The following is a 19,653-nucleotide window of genomic DNA, read 5'->3' on the forward strand; positions in this document are numbered from 1 at the left end:
CTATTTTTTGACGACTGAAGTCCTGAATCAGTAAAGCCTGCTGAAAATGAGCACGCTTTATTTTTACGATTATTTTATTGAGGTTGTTGCTGGGTAACGCAATGCACCATTCCTCCGTTGGCGAATAAATTACGGCAATCAATTCCAACTACCTGTTTTCCAGGATAGAGCTGTTGGATGATGTTGTTGGCAACCGCATCATTCGGGTCATTATAATTAGGGACCAATACACGGTTATTGGCAACATAATAATTGATGTATGAAGCGCGACCTACATTTTTCCCGTACGTAGTGATCACATCATTTCTTGTTAAAGGCACTTTTACAAACTGATAGGCAGCTCCGGTTTTTGTGGTTGCATCATACAGTTTATCAATATCTCCATTGGGAACCTGCCAGTAGTTAAGATCGTCCGGATTCATGGTGATAATGGTAGACGAATTGGCAAATCGGGCAAACCCATCAATGTGCATGTCGGTAATATCCAGACCGGCTTTTCCATTCAGCCAGATAAATTTAGTAACCCCGAGATTTTTAGTAAATATGGCTTCTGCCTGTTGTTGTGTCATTCCCGGATTTCTGTTATTATTCAGGATAGAACTTTTACAAGCCATCAGCACTCCGTTTCCGTCAATTTCCACACTTCCTCCTTCATTGATCATAACTGAATTAAGATCGATTTTTGGAATATTCGTATCTGCTGATATTTTAGATGGAATTGCGTTACATTTGCTGTAATCTGCCTTATTTCCCCAACCGTTAAATCCCCAATCCTGAATAAACAACTGTCCGTTCTGATCTTTTACATAAATAGGACCATTATCTCTTACCCAGAAATCATCTGTTGGATAAATTTTGAAGTTGATATTGGTAAGAGGAACTCCTGCAGTGTTGAGTAGCCCTACAATACGATCCTTTTCTGCGCCATCATAAGCAATGATGTGAACTTTTTCACTTTGCACAAGCTCTTTGGTCATGGCTACCCAGGTGGCATCCAGACGGTTTCGGTAAGTAGTTCCGTACTGATACTGGTGTGGCCACTGAAGCCAGGTTCCTTCATGGGTTGCAGACTCTTCAGGCATTTTATAAAGAGCTGTTGCAGGGTTCAATGTTTCCGGATTCTCTATAGGATCTGTCTGAGAACAGGAAAGTAAAAGAGCGGGTAATAACAGGAACATGATTTTCTTTTTTTGCATAACTGATCTATTTTTAACAGGGCAAAATTAGATCAGCAAATGTTTTGAAAGTTGTCCCAAATTGACAACTTACTTTAATGGCAATAAAATATAGGTCAGCTGTTTTTCCTGGTCGTCTTCATTTTCAGCATGATTTTCATACTTTTCAATGATAGGAGTGTGTGAGAATTCAAGATCTGAATTGAAAATCCAGCGGGAATAGATCTTCGTATACGTGTCGTCTATTGTTTCGTAGCTTCCGGAATGGATAAAGCGGGCATATTTACCTCCGAGTATCATTTTTGAAGGAAGCTTTTTATTTCCGGACTGAAGGGATGAACATGCATCATAGCGGCAGTTGATTTCTGTTTTTATTAATGGTTCATCGGCTATAACTCCAAAATATTCTATCCCGGAGTCAGGGAAATCATTTTCCATAAACTTTTCCCACAGCACTTCAATTTCTTCATTATTATAATAGGTGTTAATGCTCTGATAATAGACCTGGACAGGTTTCAGATAAACAATTTCGGGTTCCAGCAAGACTTCTGAGGTGATAGGAATGATGGCACCTCCACAAAGGAGTTGTTCCTTGCTTTGTCTTGCCGCTTTAGGGGAAATCCCAAAATATTGTTTAAAAGCTTTGGAAAAGGAAGCGATATTGGCAAAACCGACTTCAATGGCAATGGAGGTAAGATTTTCCTGAGTATAAAGAATCCGTTTATAGGCGTTTTCTACCTTCAGCCTCTGTTGGAAAGCACCTATTGTCTCTCCACAGCTGTACTTGAAAATGCGCTGGATATTCCGGTAAGAATAATGAGAAATGTCTTCCAGTTCCTTTACAGAAACAGGCTGGTCGTAATTCTTTTCCATGAAATTGATAACTCTGTAAATACAATTCAGGTTGTCTTCCATAAGCATTGAAATTTTTCCGAAACTGGTGATATGAAATAAATTACAAATAAAAGAAATAAAAAAATATCTTGACAATATTGTAATTTAGCTTTTGGTAAAAATAGATTTAAAAAAAATGAATTTTACCGCTTTAAAACGAAAAACCAAGAAATACTATTAAATATGGAAAAAGATTTGTCAGAATTAACGGATCAGGAGCTGATAGAGAAAAAAAGAACTATTGAAGCCAGAAATGTTGTGAATGCTATCATCCTGGGAGTACTGGCTGGAATTGCTATTTACAGCACCATAACCAAAGGGATAAGTTTCACTACTTTTTTACCGATACTTCTTGCTTTTTTTGTGGCCAACAGCTGGAATAAAGGTAAGAAAGGCTTGAAAAGGGAGATGGATTCCAGAAATGTAAAGTAATGCAGGAATTTGATAGAAAAACAGAAACTGGTGCTGTAGCCTATTTTCGGTATTGCATCAGAAACGGAGATGCAATAGGAGCATTAAGTTGTTTTCATCCTGAAGCAGTCTACATAGACCGCGATGGAAGAGAGTGGAGAGGGCTTGAGCAGATAGAAAGGGCAATGAATGAGATCTGCCGCTTACAACTGGATATTCAGGGTGAAACTCCACATATCACTGTTGTAAATGATCTGGCAATGTGGCAGGATCAGTGGGAAATAACGGGAACTGCTCCAGATGGACATTCTATCCATATGACAGGCAATACTTCCTGTATCATGAAAAGAAATGAAGCAGGAGAGTGGCTATGGCTGGTTGACAATCCTTTCGGTTCTGCTGTGCTTAAAAATGACAATCTGGTATAAAGTCTGAAATAATCGTACCCTTGTCAAGGTTTTAAACCTTGACAAGGGTGGAGATAAAGTCTTTCAGAAACAAATAAAAAACCTTCAGCTGAACTGAAGGTTTTACTTTTTTAGTATTTTACTGATTTTTAGTTACGTAAAAATTGACCGATCCCGGGAGAATCAAAAGTGAATGCATTCTGATTTTCAGATTTGTCAATTTTATTGCTGATGGTTAATGCCCATAGCACCAGTTCTTTGCAGAAATTCTGATCTTCTTTGCTCAATTCGGAAGCATTTTCTTCCACTACAGTTGTCAGGGGTTCTATCTTATCAAGTTTAGCATAAAATTCTTCATCCGTATCGTTGTAATTAAGTTCTAAATGATTTTTGTTAAACCATCTGATCAGGTCAGTATACGGTGTTTTGATCCCTTCTTTTTCCAGTTTTGAAATGCGTGGGAACAGGCTTTCAAATTGAGTCATTACGGCTTTATCAATTAAGATTTTGGCTACGTAATCAGCTCCTTCCTGTTCTCCCTCATAGACCAGTTCAATTTTTCCTGTGATCGATGGAATGATCGACATAAAATCAAGCAGACGCACAGTGGTTCTTTCTGCACCGGATTCAATCAGACGCAGTTTGGCTGCAGCGATTAAGTTTTCCATCGCGCTGATGGTAAGGCGTGCACTGACACCGCTTTTTGCATCCACATACTCGCTGATACGGGCGGCAAAAGCAACCTCTTCCAAAAGATCTTTCGCCAGATCAGGAATCTGAATCTGAGCTTTATCTTCAGCAGAAATCAATGCTTCCTGCTCTGTAATCTGTCTTGCAAGAGCAATAGTTTTTGGATAATGGGTGAAGATCTGAGATCCGATTCTGTCTTTCAGCGGGGTTACAATACTTCCTCTGTTGGTATAATCTTCCGGATTGGCTGTGAAAACAAACTGAATATCAAGCGGCATTCTCAGCTGGAATCCACGGATCTGAATATCTCCTTCCTGCAAAATATTAAACAGGGAAACCTGTATTCTGGCCTGCAGATCCGGCAATTCATTTAAAACAAAAATAGAGCGGTTGGCACGCGGAATCATTCCGTAATGTAAAACACGTTCATCAGAATAGGGTAGCTTCAACGTAGCCGCTTTGATAGGGTCTATATCACCAATTAAATCTGCAACATTTACATCAGGAGTAGCCAGTTTTTCGTAGAAACGATGAGAACGGTGTACCCACGAAATTGGGGTTTCATCTCCTAATTCAGCAAGCAGATCTTTGGCAAACTTTGAAATAGGATGAAAAGGACTGTCATTAATTTCTGATCCCTTTACGATAGGCATATATTCATCAAGCAGATTAACCATGCTTCTTGCGATTCTGGTTTTTGCCTGGCCGCGCAGTCCCAATAAATTGATGTGGTGACCGGCAAGAATGGCTTTTTTCAATTGGGGAACTACTGTATCTTCATAACCCCAAAGTCCTTCAAATACAGGTTCTTTAGCTTTAATTCTTGCAATTAAATTGGCTTGGATTTCCTCATTAATTGTTTGGTGAGTATAGCCGGATTTTTTTAATTCTTTGAATGTAATATCGTTTTTCATTGTCTTGTAATACTATTTATCGGATCAGGTTTTTATATTAAATGATTTAAAATCTGATCTTTATATTCTTCTTATTCTGTTTTTTTCATAATCTTCAAAAATCATCTGTCCCAAACCTGATAGCCCGGTGAGGAATGCTTTTCCTTTGTTTTGAGCGGTAAATTCTTCCACAAACTGGCGCAGATAAGGATCCTGAGCAATCATAAAAGTGGTAATAGGAATTTTCAGTTTTCTTGCCTGTGCTGCTCTGTTGAAACATTGATTGACAATTTTTTCATCGAGGCCAAAGCTGTTCATATAAAATTCACCACTAGGAAGCTGAATACAGCTGGGTTTCCCATCGGTGATCATAAAAATCTGTTTGTTGGTATTTCTTTTTCTGCGGAGAATATCCATGGCCAGCTCAAGCCCGGCTACGGTATTTGTATGGTAAGGCCCGACTTTTAAATAGGGAAGGTCTTTGATCTTAATGGGCCATGCTTCGTTTCCAAAGACAATGATATCAATGGAATCTTTCGGATATTTACGTTTGATCAATTCCACGAGTGCCATGGCAACTTTTTTGGCTGGCGTAATCCGGTCTTCACCATATAAAATCATCGAGTGGCTGATGTCGATCATCAGGACGGTACTCATTTGGGCCTTATGTTTGGTTTCCTCTACGATGAGGTCTTCTTCTGTCAGGCGAAGGTCTGAGATTCCGTTGTTGATCTGTGCATTTTTCAAGCTTTCCGTCATATTCACAGCAGCGAGATCATCTCCGTATTGGAAGGAACGGTTTTCGCCATCTCTTTCATCGCCGATTCCTGTTTTGTTGGTCCTGTGATTTCCGGCTCCGTTTTTCTTCAGTTTTCCAAAAATCTGATCCAATGCATATTCACGAAGGGCAGCTTCAAGCTTCGGAGTTAATATATTTTTGCCTTTTCCACTTCCTGTATTGCCTTCTTCAGGATCTTCTTCCCTGATGTAGCCTCGTTTTTTCAGATCTTCTTCAAAATCCTGAAGGGTGTATTCATCACTGAAAATATCATATTCCTGATCAAGCATGTCCAGCCACTCGAAAGCTTCTTCAATATCTCCGGAGGTATGGGTAAGCAAATCTTTGAAAACATCAAAGACGCGGTCAAAATGTGATAATTCCTCCGGCACATGTTTGCTGAATATAAATCCTTTTCCCGGATTAAAATTTTTATCTCTCATAAGATGATAAAGAGGTTTTGCAGTTATTTGCTATTGAATATTTCAGAAAATGTGATGAATTGTCTGAAGCATTCTTTATTTCGTTTCAAACTGAAAAGTTAGGAAAATATCATCGCAAGATTTCCATAGAAAAATAGAAAATACTAATGATGGTGATATGGAATAAGAATATAATAGCTTCTGTTTTGATAAGCTTAAAAACATTCTTAGTCATGAAATTTTAATCCATCCAGCGCTTTACCTACTTTTTTATTTTCTCCATACACGATAATACCTACAAGATCCAGAAGATCCGCGTAGAAATACGGAATGCCAGGAAATCTATTTCCGGAAGGTGGTTGCAGCAATTACCAAGAAGGTATGACATAAGTGGTTTATGAATTATCTGCTCACTTTTTTTTTGCCTCGTTGTTTACTATTGGTAATAAAATGAACAGAAAAATAATATTTTACTGAACCTCAACTTTTTGCAATTGATCTAAAAAAAAAGATTTACATACATAAAACTGAGTGTTTACAAAGCGTTTTAATGGTAAAAAAAAATAAATTCTGTGAGTTTAATCAAATATTCATTATTATATGAAGACAAAAATTACTTTAACTTTGCCAATTGAATGATATATGCTTATTATGAAATTATTGAAAATAATGCTATATTGTTAAAGGCTAATATCTAATGGACTTATGTCATCAGGAAATTAATTTAACTGATAAACAAATATGAAAAATAAATTCTTAAATTTTAAATTGAGAAAACTTGTTCATTACTCTTTAATCCTTTGTATTTTACTGATACAGGTCATTATTGCCATATTTTTCTACAATGAATTTGTCAATGGAAAGAAGCTGAAGTTTATTAAAGATCAGCTTGAGGAAAGCCGTGCATTGGGAGGACTGACCGATAATTCCAGGAAAGATTTCATGGATGCACAGGATCATCTTCAGAAGTATATGGCCACTCAGGATAATAATGATCTGCAGCTCTATTTCCAGTCGTTGAGAAAGCTTAAAACTAATTTTGATAAAATTGGTGAATATGAAAATACAAGTCCCAGACTGAAAAAAAATCTGGCGCTTCGCAGCAAGGATACCTTAAAGACTGCAAAACTGAAGACATTGATAGATTCAGTGTACCAGACTTCTCTGAACCCACCAACAAAGATTGAGGATAAGCAATATGAACCTGCCAGGTATAAAAATGATTTTGAAGATTTCAAGATTCAAACACGTACTTATGCAGATACAGTAAAAAAGAAAGGCTTTTTCGGACGTTTAAAAGATGCGGTAACAGGGAAAGTAGATGTTCAGAAGGAGAGTACTGTCATAACGATGACCAATAACAAAACGATAGATCTTTCTCAGGTAAAATCCAAAATGGATAATACGATAAAATCTATAGACAAGCATTATGCAGCCGAAGTAAAGAAGGTTCAGTTGCTGGCAGCTATTAGTCAAAAGAATAACTTACAGTTTTACAGCAATTTCAGTAAGCTGTTGGTGTATAGTAATAACTTAATAGAAGTGTATGAAAATGCCATCAGGGATTTTAAATCTGAACTGGAAAGAGAATACAACGAACAAAGCTCCAATAATAACAAGATACGTACTTATCTGGTATTGGGACTGATGATTCTGATGTTTATTGTTTCTATTCTGATCATGTATTTTACAAGAATGGCATTTGTTTATGAACAAAAACTGGATGCTGCCAATAAGGAAATTAAAAAGAACCTTAATTTCAAAAACAGGATTCTGGGAATGCTCAGTCATGACCTGAGATCTCCTTTGAAAATCATCAATATATTTATTGATAAAATCCACAGAACTACTGAAGATGAGACCATAAAGGATTATCTAAAATCCATCAAATTTACCAACAGTACTTTACTTCTGCAATCTAACCAGATTCTGGAATATACCAAAAATGAAAATGCAGAAAAAGAACTTATAAAATCTGTTTTTAACCTTAAAGAGGAGATCAGTTCTATTGTAAAGGTCATTACCCCTTACCTGGAAACGAGAAACAACAGATTTGCGGTTACAGACAGAATCCCTGAAAACTTATTAGTGTATTCGGATAATATCAGAATCAATCAGATTTTTATGAATATTCTGGGAAATGCGAATAAATTTACAGAAAACGGGCAGATTGATCTTGTATTGGCTACAGAATCCCTTGGAGACAATAAAATTTGTCTGATCACAACTGTAGCAGATACCGGAGTAGGAATATCAGAATCGGATCTTGGTAAAATTTTTGACCCTTATTATCAGGGAATGGTGTCTGATGAAGTAGATAATCTGGGAGCGGGACTTGGGCTTAATCTGGTAAAAGAAATTGTAGAACTTTTCGATGGCGATATATCCGTTGAGAGTAAATTGCATAAAGGAACTAAAGTGACATTCAGGATCAATTTAAATAGTAATACTAATGGAAACACCAATTCAAAATAAAGAGATTATATTTCTTCTGGCAGATGATCACAGTATTGTACGCCAGGGAATGGAGATTGTGATCAGTGATATTGTTCCGAACGCTAAAGTGTATCAGACCTCATCTCTGCATCAGGTATTGGAGCTGATAGAATCCAAAGGAATAGAGATGGCCGTTATTGATGCCCATTTCCCGGACGGAAACAGTCTTCATATTTTACCACAGATGAAAAGTGTAAATCCTGATCTTAAAATTTTGATTTTTACCGGACTCGAAGAAGAGCTCCATGGCCTTAAATTCATAAAAGCCGGTGCTGATGGTTATCTGAGTAAACTGAGCGAAGAGGAAGAGGTAAAGGAAGCGATTACAACCTTTATCGAGAAAGGAGAATATTTCTCTGCGCTTTTACGAAATCTGCTGGTACAGTTTGTTTACAATCCGGATCTGATAAGCCCACTCAACATTTTAACCAAAAGAGAAATGGAGATTGCAGAGCTTTATGCTGAAGGATACGGAAACCTTGAAATTTCAAACAGTCTGAATATCAAACAAAATACAGTGAGCACAATCAAAAAAAATATTTTTGAAAAACTAAAGATTGAAAATATGGTTGAGCTTGTAGAACTTGTCAAAACCCATCATAAACTATAGTGTTTCAAGGTGATCACCACTTCAAAAAGTCGGAATATTATATTTCATCGATAAATATCTATAAGTCGGTCGATATGTATCGATGGGGTTTATAGAAGATTTTATTTGAGAATGTCGTTCCTTTGTACTGTGAAATTTGAGTAATGAAAAAGCAACTGAGAAATGCTCTTTACCTTCTGAAGCTTCACACACAAAAAACCACAGATGATTATAACTATACAAATAATAAACGGTAGTTATAGAAACACAAATGATGAAAAATTAATAAACACTGATGAAATTAAAGAAGTGTATGAATAACCTTAACCGGACTTCTTAAAAAAGCCAAATGATCAGAAAAAAACACAAACACATATAGTGAGGTTCAGTGATAGGTTACATTACAAACACAAAAAGGAGGCATTATGCTTCCTTTTGTGTTTTTGGACGAGAAAAGAATCACTATTTCAATTTAGCAATTGAGTGTTTTTTATCAAATGATAAACAAAGACTGTCATCTATGCCTTAGTTTTGCATCAAAAAAGATGTCAGGAGAAAAAGACTTAGCAGTACTGATTCAGAATATGGAACCAGTATTGAATACCGGAGAATATGTATTTTGTACTGTTGAAACCTTAGACAGAATACCGGATATAGGAAAAATCTTGTTCTTTTTTCGGGAAACTGAAGCGGTCACTATTGTTTTAGACAAAAATATAGCAGATGAATGGTCTTTAGACTATAGTTATATTTCTTCCTGGATTACCTTAAATATTCACTCTTCTCTGGAAGCGGTAGGGCTTACTGCTGCTTTTGCCAATGCCTTGAAAAAGGAGCATATCAGTTGTAATGTGGTGGCTGCTTATTTTCATGATCATATTTTCGTAGCTGAAAAAGATGCTGAAAAAGCAATGGATGCCCTGTACGCATTGAGATCAACTCAGGAAATTTAAAAATTGTTTTGAATTTTTATTTTCACCTTGTAAAATGTCTAACTGAGCTGCTAAAATGTCCTGTTCATAAAGCTTGTGAGTGTTCTGCCTGTTTTTGTGTTTTATGTTTGCACCATAATCATACAAAAATAAACAACAATGAAAACAATCAGAAAAATTTCAGCCTTAAGCTTATTATGTTTAACTCTTTTTACGGTAGTGACTGTTTCCTGCACTGAAGAAAATGAGCCTCCCACGACGCAGGAGATACAAAACAGAAACCACCAAACTGCCAAAACCCAATTTATAACCGTTAAAGGAAATGCCATTGCCTACCGTGTTTTAGGAAAAGAAGACGGAGTTCCTCTGGTTCTTCTTCCGGGATTAGGCGGCTCAATGGATGATTGGGATCCTGCTGTGACTGATGGATTGGCAACAAAGTATAAAGTCATTATTTTCGATAATAAAGGAGTGGCTTCCTCAAAAGGAACAACGCCCAATACTGTTCAGGCGATGGCTGATGATGCAGTAGATTTTATTAAAGCTCTACATTATACCAAAGTGAATATCATGGGATTTTCTATGGGAGGATTTATTGCTCAGAGAATTGTATTGACTAATCCCTCACTGATCAATAAAGTGATTTTAACAGGTACAGGCCCACAGGGAGCAATCGGGTTATCTAACCTTCCCAATATTATCGCAGGAACAGCCGGATTAAGCCCGGAAGCTTCCTTCCTGAAATTTGGTTTTACAGAATCTGCTCAAAGCATTGCAGAAGGAAAAGCATCTTTTGCAAGGGTTCAGCTTAGAACTACAGATAGGGATCTCCCTTTAAGTGATGCCACTTCAAACTCGCAGTTTACCGCTGTATTGAGTTGGGCTCAACCTAATGCCGATGCCCTTACAGAAATCCAAAAAATCAAAAACCCTGTACTGATTGTTCATGGTGAAAACGATCTTCCGGTATCAGTTCAGAATGCAAAAAATATGGCTCAGCATTTAGACCATGCAGAACTGGTAATTTTCCCGGATTCAGGGCATGCTTCTTTCTATCAATACCATGATGCATTTGTTGAAAAAGCCATTGAATTCCTTGGGAAATAAATTACAAGAATATCAACATATTCATAAAAAAGAGGCTGTTTCAAAGGTGTCATTCTGACGAAGGAAGAATCTCATTAATAACCAAATACATGAGATTCTTCACTACATTTCTGAACTACGTTCGCAGACTTTCAGTCTGTATTCAGAATGACATAGACGAAATTATTTGACTTTTGAGACAGCCTCTTTTGTGTTGATGGATAAAAAATCTAACTGAATTTCTTCACAGCCTCTTCACTCACAGGAGTAAAAAAGTTGATCATATTGCCATCCGGATCACAGAACAGGAGAGATCTGTTTCCCCAGGGCATTGTTGTCGGTTCCTGAATAATTCCGGAAGCTATATTTTTGATTCTTTCATACTCTTCATCGACATTGTTAACCAAAAATTCGATAATAGTTGATTTTGTTCCAGCGAAATCTGCCAGACTTTCCGAGAACATTTTCATTGTCCTGGTACTTCCGATAGCAATCGTAATAGAATCTGTAGAAAGTTCTGCAAAATCTTCCGTGTACCATGTGGCAGTTATACCCATAATCTGTTCATAAAATGCTACTGCTGCTTTAATGTCTTTGCTGATCATTCTTAATGAGGTAAGTTTCATAAGGATACTTATTTGTTTAAACTAATTATAAGCAAAGGTAACAGGTGTTTATGACAACAGGCTGTCAGTAGAAATGGGCGATTTTTAATTTGAATATTTTTACTAATAAAAATTAGCAATATGAATTAACTGTTTAAAGTTGATGATCTGTATTTTCCGTCCTTCGGATCTGATGAGTTTTTCCTGTTTGAAATCATTGATGATACGCGCTAAAGTTTCTCTGGCCGTTCCTACCATATTGGCAAGATCCACACGGGAGAGCGTAATAAATACTTCGTCATCAGGAGCATCACTGGATTTATATTTATCATGAAGAATCAGCAGGCTGAGAGCGGCCCTTTCCCTTACGGTACGATGAGATAAAACAGCAATAAGGTTGGCCATTACACTGAATTCGTGGCTCAGAGATTTCAATAACAGTCTTGAAAGAACTGATGACTGTTCCAGAATATTCAGAAAGCTGTCTTTTGAAATAAAAGAAATAACTGAATTCTCCAGTGTTGAGGTCGTATCTCCATAAGATTCGTTGCTCAGGATCGCAGAATAGCCGAAAAATTCTCCGGAACTGTAAATGTAAATAATCTGTTCCCTTCCGTCATTATCAACCTTGTATTTCTTTATTTTACCCTCATTCAGGTAGTAAATGCCGTTAGGTTTTGTCCCGTCCGTAAATATGGGCTCATTTTTACGGTAGTTTTTGGTTTTCATTGCTCCTGTAAGCAGATTTTTGTCATACTCGGGGAGTTCATCAAAAAGATACTGATTATTGAAAATAAATTTTGAGATCATAATTTTTCTATACGGCTATTGAATTTACGCTCAGTTTTTAACTTAAATCACATTTTAAACCCATCTATATCACAAGGTTTTTTTTCTGAACGAATTACTTTTACAAAAGTAATAAAATTGGTACTGAAATAAGAAACAGAACATTTCAGAGAGGTTTTGAAGGCATTTTCATGTTATAAACTGATCTGTTATTTGTTACGGAAAAAGTAGAATTTTACGTTAAAGGGGATTCCGTAATTCTATAAAGAACACTGGATAAATAGTTAAGCGGATATGTTTTTCACGGCTTTATGCTGACATTTCTAATTTATTTTTTTTTGCTTATTTATTTTATCCAGCTGTTTTTTTGAGTAAAATTTTAAAAAAGCACAATATACAACCCTTATAGAAATTTAGAATGTTCAGGCACAGAGGGAGAAACAGAACCTATTTTCATAATCTTAAGCTGGCATCAGCACTTTCTTTTGTTGCCGGAATAGTGAATATTGTGGGAGTATTATCTGTTAAAGTACTTACCACCAACATAACAGGGCACTTTGCCTTCTTTTCCGAAGAAATTTTACTCAGTCATTACAGTGAAGCTATTACCTATCTTATCTTCATTATCTGCTTTCTTGGAGGAGCATTCTGTTCAAGCTTGATGGTCGAATTTTCTTCCGGACGTAAAATGTTTCGCCCTCATCTTATTCCTTTGATTACTGAAATTCTGATATTAGGTTTTGTGGGAATATCGGATGGTGAGACACTGAAACTATCAATATCTCCTTATACCATTGCCGGTCTTTTGCTTTTTGCAATGGGAGTTCAGAATTCATTAGTCACAAGAGTATCACAGTCTGTGGTGAGAACGACTCATCTTACGGGATTATTTACTGATTTGGGAATAGAACTTTCAAAACTTTTCTTTAAAGAACGGGAAAGTGAAAAGAGGCAGCTCACAAAGAATATCACTCTTAAACTGGTGATTATTGCCTGCTTTTTTTCAGGATGCATTATTGGTGGTTTCGGGTATAGCATGATCCGTCTCAAAACGTTGATGGTGACAGCAGGGTTTCTGGTTTGTGTGATCAGGTATGACAAGCTTCTGTACAGATATTATGCTTTAAAAAGGAAATTAAGATAGGCGAGAAAATAAAAAAGGATATTCCTGCCATTGGAATATCCCTTTTTTAATTTATGGAGTGGTCATCTGCTCGATGACAAAAGTTTGCGTATCTGTCGTATGAGCTGAAAAATATCCCAATGCTCCATTACTGATATTACTTGGAGGATTGGTTGGAGTTGCAGTTCCGCCATTGCCGCCTGAAATCTGAAGTAAAGCACTGTAATACGTAAATACGTTGGTGTCTATAGATTGCATCTCTACATGAATTTTATCTCCTACTACCACTTCATGATCTCTGCCTTTATTCTCATCATTAGGAAGAATCAGAGGCTGTTGGTTGGGTAACCCGTTATTCACATTGTCTGAAAAAGTATTCATGTACTTTTTAGTAAGATCATTAATGGTGAAGCTAAAAAGGTAGCGGTTTCCTAATGGTAATGGATCTGTAAATAATGGTAAGAGGGTATACGTGGTTTTATCTCCAAATTTGAAAGAGCTCTGCTGTAATCCGTCAAAATTGACCACTTCAGGCATTTTGCTCTGAGCGCTATATTGCTTTCCTTCGGACTCTACTTTCAAAGTATAGGTTCTACCAGGCTCTCCCGTAAAAGTAGTCGTTTGATAGATTCCGTTTCCTACATAATGAAGGGTTTCTGTTTGACCTGTATTATCACTTAAAATAACCTGAGCTCCGGTTACAGCCGGATATTGATTAGGTGATGAAAAGCTTACTGACTTGGTGATTTTCACAGTATAAGGTCCTGATTGATTGGTTACATTTCCTTCAATGACAATGTTTCCGCTTTGATCATTCAGATCCAGGTCGATCTCTTTTTCACAAGAAGTTAAGGCAAGGAGAGATACTATGATATATAATATATTTTTCATGATTTAGAATTTGAAATTATAAGTGATATTGGGTACCCAACGGAATAAAGAGGTCTGCATTGCACGGGTTGTTCCGGGACGGTCAGGGTTGTCCTCAAAATTGATGGTATAGGCATTTTCTCTACCATACAGGTTGTAAATACCAAATGTCCATGAACCACGGAATCGTTTATTGGAACTTGGTTCATAAGTCGCGCTCAGATCCATTCTGTGATAGGCCGGCATTCTGTCTGCATTTCTATTACTGTACTGGAATATGGTTTGCCCGTTCAGCTCATATTTTCCGGTAGGGAAAGTAACGGCATTTCCTGTGCTGTAAACAAATAGTCCTGAAAAACTCCATTTCGGATTAAGCTGATACGTGGCAACGATAGAAAGGTCATGGGTTTTATCCATTCTGGCGTTGTACCATTCGTTATTATTGATTCCGTCAATCTTTCTTTCTGTTTTGGAAAGGGTATAGGAAATCCATCCTGTCAGTTTTCCGCTTTTCTTTTTGGCAATAAGTTCGAGACCGTAAGCTCTTCCTTTTCCGAATAGCAATTCACTTTCTACATCCGCTCCGGTATCAAAACCAATTTGGGCTCCGTTTTTGAAGTCGATCTGGTTTTTCATGTCTTTATAATAAATCTCAGCATTCAGTTCATAATTGTTATTGTTGAAATTTCTGCTGTAACCAAGACTGATCTGATCTGCAATTTCCGGTTTTACCGTGTAGCTGCTTCCTATCCATTGGTCGGTAGGGTTTCCACTGTTGCTGTTGCTCAGGAGGTGAAGATTCTGGGTATTTCTGGAATAACCTCCTTTCACACTGCTGACTTCGTTGATACGGTAGTTGGCGCTAATACGTGGCTCAATATTCACATAGGTTTTCCCGAATTTTCCTTTTTCTAAGAATTTACTTTCGGTGAGCACACCATTCTCGTAAGTATTGAATGTATCACCTCCCAATACGCTGAACATGGAGAGTCTTGCTCCATAATTAATCGTTAGCTTTTCCGTTGCTTTATAATCATCATTGATATAAACTGCATTCTCCCATGAATATCTCGGATTTCTTGCAAAGCTGCTCACTGTAGTCCCGGAAGCACTGCTCGGAGTAAGGGTATGATAAATAGACTGCAGACCAAAACGTACAGAATGTTTATTTCCGGCAAACCAGGTAAAATCCTGCTTAAGATTCCAGTCACGGATTTTTGAATTTAAATCAAATACCGTATCATCATTTTTCAGACTGATTTTATAATCATAATTACTGTAAATAAATGAAGTATTGGAGAATAGCTTACTGCTGATGATGCTGTTCCATCTCAAAGTGGCCGTCGTATTTCCCCAGTCTGTATTGAAAGTATCTCCCAATCCCAGAACATCTCTTCCAAAATACCCGGACAGGTAAATACGGTTGTTTTCATTGATCTGATAATTGGCTTTCAGGTTCAGATCATAGAAATATAATTTGTTGTCTTTATAATCTTTGTTGGTTTTAAGGAACAAATCCGCGTACGTTCTTCTCCCCGAAACAATGAATGAAGATTTTTCCTTCTGAATAGGGCCTTCCACACTCAATCTGCTGCTGATAAGCCCGATTCCTCCGTTGACGTTATAATCTTTGTTGTTTCCGTCTTTCATTTTAACATCTAATACAGAAGAAAGGCGACCTCCGTATTGTGCGGGGCTGTTCCCTTTAATAATGCTCGCATCCTTCAGGGCATCACTGTTGAATGTACTGAAAAAACCAAGTAGGTGAGAGGCGTTATAAACCGGAGCTTCATCCAGTAAGATCAGGTTCTGGTCGGTAGCACCTCCTCTTACACTGAACCCGCTGCTTCCTTCACCACTGCTTTTAATACCTGGTAAAAGCTGTATGGTTTTCATTACATCCTTTTCTCCAAAAAGAACAGGAAGTTTTTCTATATTTTTAATGCTTAACGTTTCTGCTCCCATTTGAGCCGAAGTCAGGTTTTTATCCTTTTTAATGCCGGTTATCACCACCTCATCAATTGCTTTTGCTACAGTTTCTGCAGGAAGTAGAGGGAGATCAACTTTTATATTCTGATCTACTTTGATCTGCTGTTCAAAATCCTGATATCCAGGGTAGGAAATAATCAGGGTATAATTTCCTTCAGGTAGGGAAAGTGAGTAAAATCCATACTCATTGGCTACAACATTGATGGTAGGATCTTCACTTACTTTTACAGATACTCCGATGAGCAGTTCACCGTTTTTTTTGTCTTTCACGGTTCCACTTACGGAATACGTTTGCTGGGCGATTGCCAGGGTACTGAAACAGAGCGCAGCGGTGGCCGCGGTGATTTTTAAAAAGGATGTTTGCATTAGTTTATTTTAAAGTAGTAGATCTCTTGTATAGGAATTAATGTTTAATTGATGTATGATTAGTGAGATGAATAGGGGATTTGTTACACGTAACAATTTAATTATGAAATAAATCCGGTGAAAAAACAGTTTTTCGAAAATGGTATAAGCAAGGATGAAATAAGATGGTTACATAAACAATAATATTATGCATTGTATATTGATTTATTGTTGTTTTTCTGTTGTTTTTGTTGAAAAATAAATTATTAACGCTTGTTGAACGAATTTTATTACTGTTAACGTGAAGTTTTCAGTGTAATACTGCTAGAATCCTGAGATGTAAGAGAATTTTTTTTTTAAAAACAATCTTTCCTGTCTTTTGATCAAAATATTAATCCTATATTGGCTGGGAATTAAGCGGGAGAATATGGAAAATCTGAAGATCTGGTTAAGAAAAAATGGCTCTACAGCAGTACTTACAGTATTGTTTATTATCATTTTGGTGAATAAAGATGCAAAGGCATGGCTGATGAGGCAGGTGGCTTCCACAGGAATTCTCAATTCCAGTATATCAGAACCCAAAGAAACCCGGAATAATGCAGCTAAGGTTTCCTATGCCGGATTGATGCTGAAAAATGAAGATGGAAAGATTATAGATGCTTCTGCATTACAGAATAAAGTGGTATTCATTAATTTTTGGGCCTCCTGGTGTCCTCCTTGCCGTGCCGAGTTTCCGTCTGTTCAGAAACTGTATGATCGGTACAAAAACAATCCGGATGTGGTATTTCTTACTGTAAATCTTGATGATACTCCTGCTCTTGGAAAATCTTATTTAAAAGAAAAAGGCTTTACCATTCCTTTTCTTACACCGGCTGGAAATATCCCCGATGTATTGTATAGTGGTTCATTGCCAACGACTGTTGTATTAGATAAAAAAGGAGAGATCCGTCTGCATCATAAAGGATTGGCAGATTATAGTAAAGATTCATTTTATAAACAGATTGATCAGCTTTTAAAACAAAATCCTTAGCTATTTAAATCGTATTTTTAAATCATAAGAAACAGAATATGATGCAACAGCTAAGAACACACATCGAAAAAATAGTTCCTCTTAACGATGATGAATTTGAGTTCATATCATCCTGTTTTACCTATAAAAAATATAAGAAGCATCAGTTTTTAATACAGGAAGGAGAAGCTGTACCTTACAACTATTTTGTATTGAAAGGTCTTTTGAAGCTCGTTTATACAGACGAAACAGGAAAAGAACATATTGTAGGATTTGCCATGGAAGACTGGTGGGAAACAGATTTTCCCGCTTATTATCAGCAAACTGCAGCAACCATGTCTTTGGAATGCATTGAAGATACAGAAGTCTTATGCATTAAGCTGGATGATTATAAAAAACTCTGTGCACAGCTTCCGAAACTGGAACATTTCTTTCTTGAAAAAGCCTATATGGGTTTTATTACAGCGCAGCAGCGTACCGTTTCCATGATGACAACCGGAATAAAGGAAAGGTATGACCAGCTTTTGAAAAAATATCCTTCGCTGGTTCAACGGGTTCCAAAATCTCTTCTGGCTGCTTATTTAGGTGTATCCAGAGAAACATTGAGCCGCCTGCCTATATAGAATTGTGATGACACTCACAGAATAATTGTGATCCGGATCACACGGATTTGAAGCCTCAGTTCTGCAATTTTGTATGGTAATTCTAAATTCAAAACAATGAAAAAAAGAACGGTTAATCCTTGGAAATGGCAGAATGAAAGAAGCTATTCACAGGCCGTAGAGGTAAAAAATGTGCAAAGTACTTTATATTGCTCGGGACAGGCAGCTATTGACCCCGATGGAACATCCAGTAATAAGGATATGAAATCTCAGCTGGAACAGGCTATTGCCAACCTGGAAGAAGTGATTACTACAGCAGGATATGAATGCAGCGGTATTGTAAGATTAAATATCTACACAACTTCTACCGAAGAGCTATGGCCTCATTTTCCTATTCTTCAGGAATGGATTGCCAGACATGAGATTCAGCAGGCCGTAACAATGCTTGAAGTAAAAGGTTTGTTTGAAACTTTAAAAGTAGAACTTGAAGCTACAGTCGTAAAATAAATGAGAAATAACCCTTAAAAAATTAAACCTTCAAAATATAATTTGGAGGTTTTTTCTTACATTTATCCTATACCAATTGTATATCCAAAGATCTTATGAATATTCAACTTTTTTCAAAAAATGCTTTAGTAGGGGGAGCTACACAGGGAATCGGTGCCGGAATTGCCATTGAACTGGCAAAATGTGGCGCTAATGTTACCGTTATGGCCCGCAATGAAACAAAACTTAAAGATTTTGTTGCTGCACTGCCAGTCATCAATCCTGATCAGAAACATGGATACCTGGTTGCAGATTTTTCAGATTTTGAAAGTTATAAGAAAATTATAGCAGGATTTTTTAATGATCATTCGATAGATATTCTGGTGAATAATACCAATGGCCCTGAACCTGGTTTAGCACTGGATAAAAATGCAGCTGATTATCAGAAATCATTTGACCTTCTCTTTAAAACTGTTTGCGAAACAACATTATTGGCTTTACCGCATATGATTCAACAGAAAAAAGGGCGTATCATTAATGTTTCTTCTCTCTCAGTAAAAGAACCGATTGGAAATCTGGCCTTGTCGAATTCTATCCGTTCTGCAGTAATCGCTTGGGCAAAAACCCTTTCTAATGAGATTGCACAGCATAATATCACGGTAAATAATGTCTTAACCGGATATTTCGATACTGAAAGAATCCAAAAACTGGTGGCTCATGAAGCTCAGCAAAGTGGTTCAAAAGAAGAAGAAATAAAAACGGCGAGGGAAAATAAAATTCCGATGAAAAGATTCGGACAGCCTGAGGAATATGGTCATCTGGTGGCTTTTCTGGCTTCAGAATATTCAAATTATCTTACCGGAACAAGTATTCCTTTGGATGGAGGATTGAATAATACGTATTAAAAATTTACCATTTAAGAAATATAAATTCTTTTAAACCGCAAAAGTCACAAAAGTTTTTGAATTTGTTTCTAAGCTTTCTATTTTGAGTGTTAAAGTACACGTAAGTTATTTGAAATCTTTGATTTACTTATTCTTATATGAACTTTTTGTAGCAATG

Annotated in this window: 20 protein-coding genes; 11 read left to right on the forward strand and 9 right to left on the reverse strand. The window is 36.9% G+C overall.

What is annotated here, in order from left to right; genetic code table 11:
• Positions 1–74 precede the first annotated feature (74 nt).
• Both RAH34_RS10670 and RAH34_RS10675 read right to left on the reverse strand, forming a co-directional pair.
• Positions 75–1,196, reverse strand: a complete 1,122-nt coding sequence (locus RAH34_RS10670) for an agmatine/peptidylarginine deiminase (protein WP_306596119.1) — start codon at positions 1,194–1,196, stop codon at positions 75–77.
• 69 nt (positions 1,197–1,265) lie between these two features.
• Complete coding sequence (locus RAH34_RS10675) at positions 1,266–2,090, reverse strand: GyrI-like domain-containing protein (protein WP_306596120.1); 825 nt, start codon at positions 2,088–2,090, stop codon at positions 1,266–1,268.
• A gap of 162 nt (positions 2,091–2,252) precedes the next feature.
• On the opposite strand from RAH34_RS10675, the gene RAH34_RS10680 reads away from it, so the two are divergent.
• Entirely contained in the window at positions 2,253–2,501 is a 249-nt protein-coding gene (locus RAH34_RS10680) for an FUSC family protein (RefSeq protein WP_110009680.1), read from the forward strand.
• Entirely contained in the window at positions 2,501–2,908 is a 408-nt protein-coding gene (locus RAH34_RS10685; protein WP_306596121.1) for a nuclear transport factor 2 family protein, read from the forward strand. Before RAH34_RS10680 ends, RAH34_RS10685 begins: the two co-directional genes overlap by 1 nt.
• Before the next feature lie 128 nt (positions 2,909–3,036).
• Here RAH34_RS10685 and RAH34_RS10690 read toward each other — a convergent pair whose 3' ends face one another.
• The 3 genes from RAH34_RS10690 to RAH34_RS10700 all read right to left on the reverse strand — a co-directional run bounded on the left by RAH34_RS10690 (position 3,037) and on the right by RAH34_RS10700 (position 6,038).
• Positions 3,037–4,491 (reverse strand): sigma 54-interacting transcriptional regulator, encoded by a 1,455-nt coding sequence (locus RAH34_RS10690; RefSeq protein ID WP_306596122.1) that lies wholly within the window; start codon positions 4,489–4,491, stop codon positions 3,037–3,039.
• A gap of 60 nt (positions 4,492–4,551) precedes the next feature.
• Positions 4,552–5,691 (reverse strand): VWA domain-containing protein, encoded by a 1,140-nt coding sequence (locus RAH34_RS10695; protein ID WP_114821575.1) that lies wholly within the window; start codon positions 5,689–5,691, stop codon positions 4,552–4,554.
• Between the two features lie 206 nt (positions 5,692–5,897).
• Positions 5,898–6,038, reverse strand: a complete 141-nt coding sequence (locus RAH34_RS10700) for a hypothetical protein (RefSeq protein WP_306596123.1) — start codon at positions 6,036–6,038, stop codon at positions 5,898–5,900.
• 373 nt (positions 6,039–6,411) lie between these two features.
• Between RAH34_RS10700 and RAH34_RS10705 the strand changes: the two genes are divergently transcribed.
• The 4 genes from RAH34_RS10705 (at position 6,412) to RAH34_RS10720 (ending at position 10,794) form a co-directional block, all read left to right on the forward strand.
• On the forward strand, positions 6,412–8,145 hold the full coding sequence (locus RAH34_RS10705) for a HAMP domain-containing sensor histidine kinase (protein WP_306596124.1): 1,734 nt from the start codon (positions 6,412–6,414) through the stop codon (positions 8,143–8,145).
• Complete coding sequence (locus tag RAH34_RS10710; protein WP_185144358.1) at positions 8,123–8,776, forward strand: response regulator transcription factor; 654 nt, start codon at positions 8,123–8,125, stop codon at positions 8,774–8,776. The genes RAH34_RS10705 and RAH34_RS10710 overlap by 23 nt, the downstream gene beginning before the upstream one ends.
• Positions 8,777–9,300: 524 nt before the next feature.
• Positions 9,301–9,708 (forward strand): ACT domain-containing protein, encoded by a 408-nt coding sequence (locus RAH34_RS10715; RefSeq protein ID WP_306596125.1) that lies wholly within the window; start codon positions 9,301–9,303, stop codon positions 9,706–9,708.
• Positions 9,709–9,846: 138 nt separating this feature from the next.
• Positions 9,847–10,794, forward strand: a complete 948-nt coding sequence (locus tag RAH34_RS10720; RefSeq protein ID WP_306596126.1) for an alpha/beta fold hydrolase — start codon at positions 9,847–9,849, stop codon at positions 10,792–10,794.
• A 209-nt stretch (positions 10,795–11,003) separates the two neighbouring features.
• Here the strand turns inward: RAH34_RS10720 and RAH34_RS10725 are convergent, their stop codons facing one another.
• Both RAH34_RS10725 and RAH34_RS10730 read right to left on the reverse strand, forming a co-directional pair.
• Entirely contained in the window at positions 11,004–11,399 is a 396-nt protein-coding gene (locus RAH34_RS10725; RefSeq protein WP_114821571.1) for a VOC family protein, read from the reverse strand.
• 102 nt (positions 11,400–11,501) lie between these two features.
• Positions 11,502–12,188, reverse strand: a complete 687-nt coding sequence (locus RAH34_RS10730) for a Crp/Fnr family transcriptional regulator (protein ID WP_306596127.1) — start codon at positions 12,186–12,188, stop codon at positions 11,502–11,504.
• 397 nt (positions 12,189–12,585) lie between these two features.
• Here RAH34_RS10730 and RAH34_RS10735 point away from each other — a divergent pair, with 397 nt between their 5' ends.
• Positions 12,586–13,311 carry a YoaK family protein gene (locus RAH34_RS10735; RefSeq protein ID WP_306596128.1) on the forward strand — a complete coding sequence of 242 codons (726 nt, stop codon included), beginning with the start codon at positions 12,586–12,588 and terminating at the stop codon, positions 13,309–13,311.
• 51 nt (positions 13,312–13,362) lie between these two features.
• Here the strand turns inward: RAH34_RS10735 and RAH34_RS10740 are convergent, their stop codons facing one another.
• Both RAH34_RS10740 and RAH34_RS10745 read right to left on the reverse strand, forming a co-directional pair.
• On the reverse strand, positions 13,363–14,181 hold the full coding sequence (locus RAH34_RS10740) for a DUF4249 domain-containing protein (protein WP_306596129.1): 819 nt from the start codon (positions 14,179–14,181) through the stop codon (positions 13,363–13,365).
• Positions 14,182–14,184: 3 nt separating this feature from the next.
• The gene (locus RAH34_RS10745) at positions 14,185–16,515 is read right to left on the reverse strand and encodes a TonB-dependent receptor (RefSeq protein WP_306596130.1); all 2,331 of its coding nucleotides are present in this window, start codon (positions 16,513–16,515) and stop codon (positions 14,185–14,187) included.
• Between the two features lie 406 nt (positions 16,516–16,921).
• On the opposite strand from RAH34_RS10745, the gene RAH34_RS10750 reads away from it, so the two are divergent.
• The 4 genes from RAH34_RS10750 to RAH34_RS10765 all read left to right on the forward strand — a co-directional run bounded on the left by RAH34_RS10750 (position 16,922) and on the right by RAH34_RS10765 (position 19,496).
• Positions 16,922–17,524: a TlpA disulfide reductase family protein gene (locus tag RAH34_RS10750; RefSeq protein ID WP_306596131.1), complete on the forward strand. Its 603-nt coding sequence runs from the start codon at positions 16,922–16,924 to the stop codon at positions 17,522–17,524.
• A 38-nt stretch (positions 17,525–17,562) separates the two neighbouring features.
• Positions 17,563–18,126 carry a Crp/Fnr family transcriptional regulator gene (locus tag RAH34_RS10755; RefSeq protein ID WP_306596132.1) on the forward strand — a complete coding sequence of 188 codons (564 nt, stop codon included), beginning with the start codon at positions 17,563–17,565 and terminating at the stop codon, positions 18,124–18,126.
• Positions 18,127–18,222: 96 nt separating this feature from the next.
• Complete coding sequence (locus RAH34_RS10760; protein ID WP_306596133.1) at positions 18,223–18,612, forward strand: RidA family protein; 390 nt, start codon at positions 18,223–18,225, stop codon at positions 18,610–18,612.
• Positions 18,613–18,707: 95 nt separating this feature from the next.
• On the forward strand, positions 18,708–19,496 hold the full coding sequence (locus RAH34_RS10765; protein WP_306596134.1) for an SDR family oxidoreductase: 789 nt from the start codon (positions 18,708–18,710) through the stop codon (positions 19,494–19,496).
• The last annotated feature ends 157 nt before the right edge of the window (positions 19,497–19,653 follow it).

This window comes from Chryseobacterium sp. WLY505 (genome assembly GCF_030846215.1).
GTDB lineage: Bacteria > Bacteroidota > Bacteroidia > Flavobacteriales > Weeksellaceae > Chryseobacterium.

Excerpts from the sequence above, each read along its gene's own strand:
- RAH34_RS10705 (WP_306596124.1), top strand. The coding sequence starts at position 6,412 with ATGAAAAATAAATTCTTAAATTTTAAATTGAGAAAACTTGTTCATTAC.
- RAH34_RS10690 (WP_306596122.1), bottom strand. The coding sequence starts at position 4,491 with ATGAAAAACGATATTACATTCAAAGAATTAAAAAAATCCGGCTATACT.
- RAH34_RS10730 (WP_306596127.1), bottom strand. The coding sequence starts at position 12,188 with ATGATCTCAAAATTTATTTTCAATAATCAGTATCTTTTTGATGAACTC.
- RAH34_RS10710 (WP_185144358.1), top strand. The coding sequence starts at position 8,123 with ATGGAAACACCAATTCAAAATAAAGAGATTATATTTCTTCTGGCAGAT.
- RAH34_RS10670 (WP_306596119.1), bottom strand. The coding sequence starts at position 1,196 with ATGCAAAAAAAGAAAATCATGTTCCTGTTATTACCCGCTCTTTTACTT.
- RAH34_RS10695 (WP_114821575.1), bottom strand. The coding sequence starts at position 5,691 with ATGAGAGATAAAAATTTTAATCCGGGAAAAGGATTTATATTCAGCAAA.
- RAH34_RS10725 (WP_114821571.1), bottom strand. The coding sequence starts at position 11,399 with ATGAAACTTACCTCATTAAGAATGATCAGCAAAGACATTAAAGCAGCA.
- RAH34_RS10720 (WP_306596126.1), top strand. The coding sequence starts at position 9,847 with ATGAAAACAATCAGAAAAATTTCAGCCTTAAGCTTATTATGTTTAACT.
- RAH34_RS10760 (WP_306596133.1), top strand. The coding sequence starts at position 18,223 with ATGAAAAAAAGAACGGTTAATCCTTGGAAATGGCAGAATGAAAGAAGC.
- RAH34_RS10740 (WP_306596129.1), bottom strand. The coding sequence starts at position 14,181 with ATGAAAAATATATTATATATCATAGTATCTCTCCTTGCCTTAACTTCT.
- RAH34_RS10745 (WP_306596130.1), bottom strand. The coding sequence starts at position 16,515 with ATGCAAACATCCTTTTTAAAAATCACCGCGGCCACCGCTGCGCTCTGT.
- RAH34_RS10765 (WP_306596134.1), top strand. The coding sequence starts at position 18,708 with ATGAATATTCAACTTTTTTCAAAAAATGCTTTAGTAGGGGGAGCTACA.
- RAH34_RS10735 (WP_306596128.1), top strand. The coding sequence starts at position 12,586 with ATGTTCAGGCACAGAGGGAGAAACAGAACCTATTTTCATAATCTTAAG.
- RAH34_RS10675 (WP_306596120.1), bottom strand. The coding sequence starts at position 2,090 with ATGGAAGACAACCTGAATTGTATTTACAGAGTTATCAATTTCATGGAA.
- RAH34_RS10755 (WP_306596132.1), top strand. The coding sequence starts at position 17,563 with ATGATGCAACAGCTAAGAACACACATCGAAAAAATAGTTCCTCTTAAC.
- RAH34_RS10750 (WP_306596131.1), top strand. The coding sequence starts at position 16,922 with ATGGAAAATCTGAAGATCTGGTTAAGAAAAAATGGCTCTACAGCAGTA.
- RAH34_RS10715 (WP_306596125.1), top strand. The coding sequence starts at position 9,301 with ATGTCAGGAGAAAAAGACTTAGCAGTACTGATTCAGAATATGGAACCA.
- RAH34_RS10680 (WP_110009680.1), top strand. The coding sequence starts at position 2,253 with ATGGAAAAAGATTTGTCAGAATTAACGGATCAGGAGCTGATAGAGAAA.
- RAH34_RS10685 (WP_306596121.1), top strand. The coding sequence starts at position 2,501 with ATGCAGGAATTTGATAGAAAAACAGAAACTGGTGCTGTAGCCTATTTT.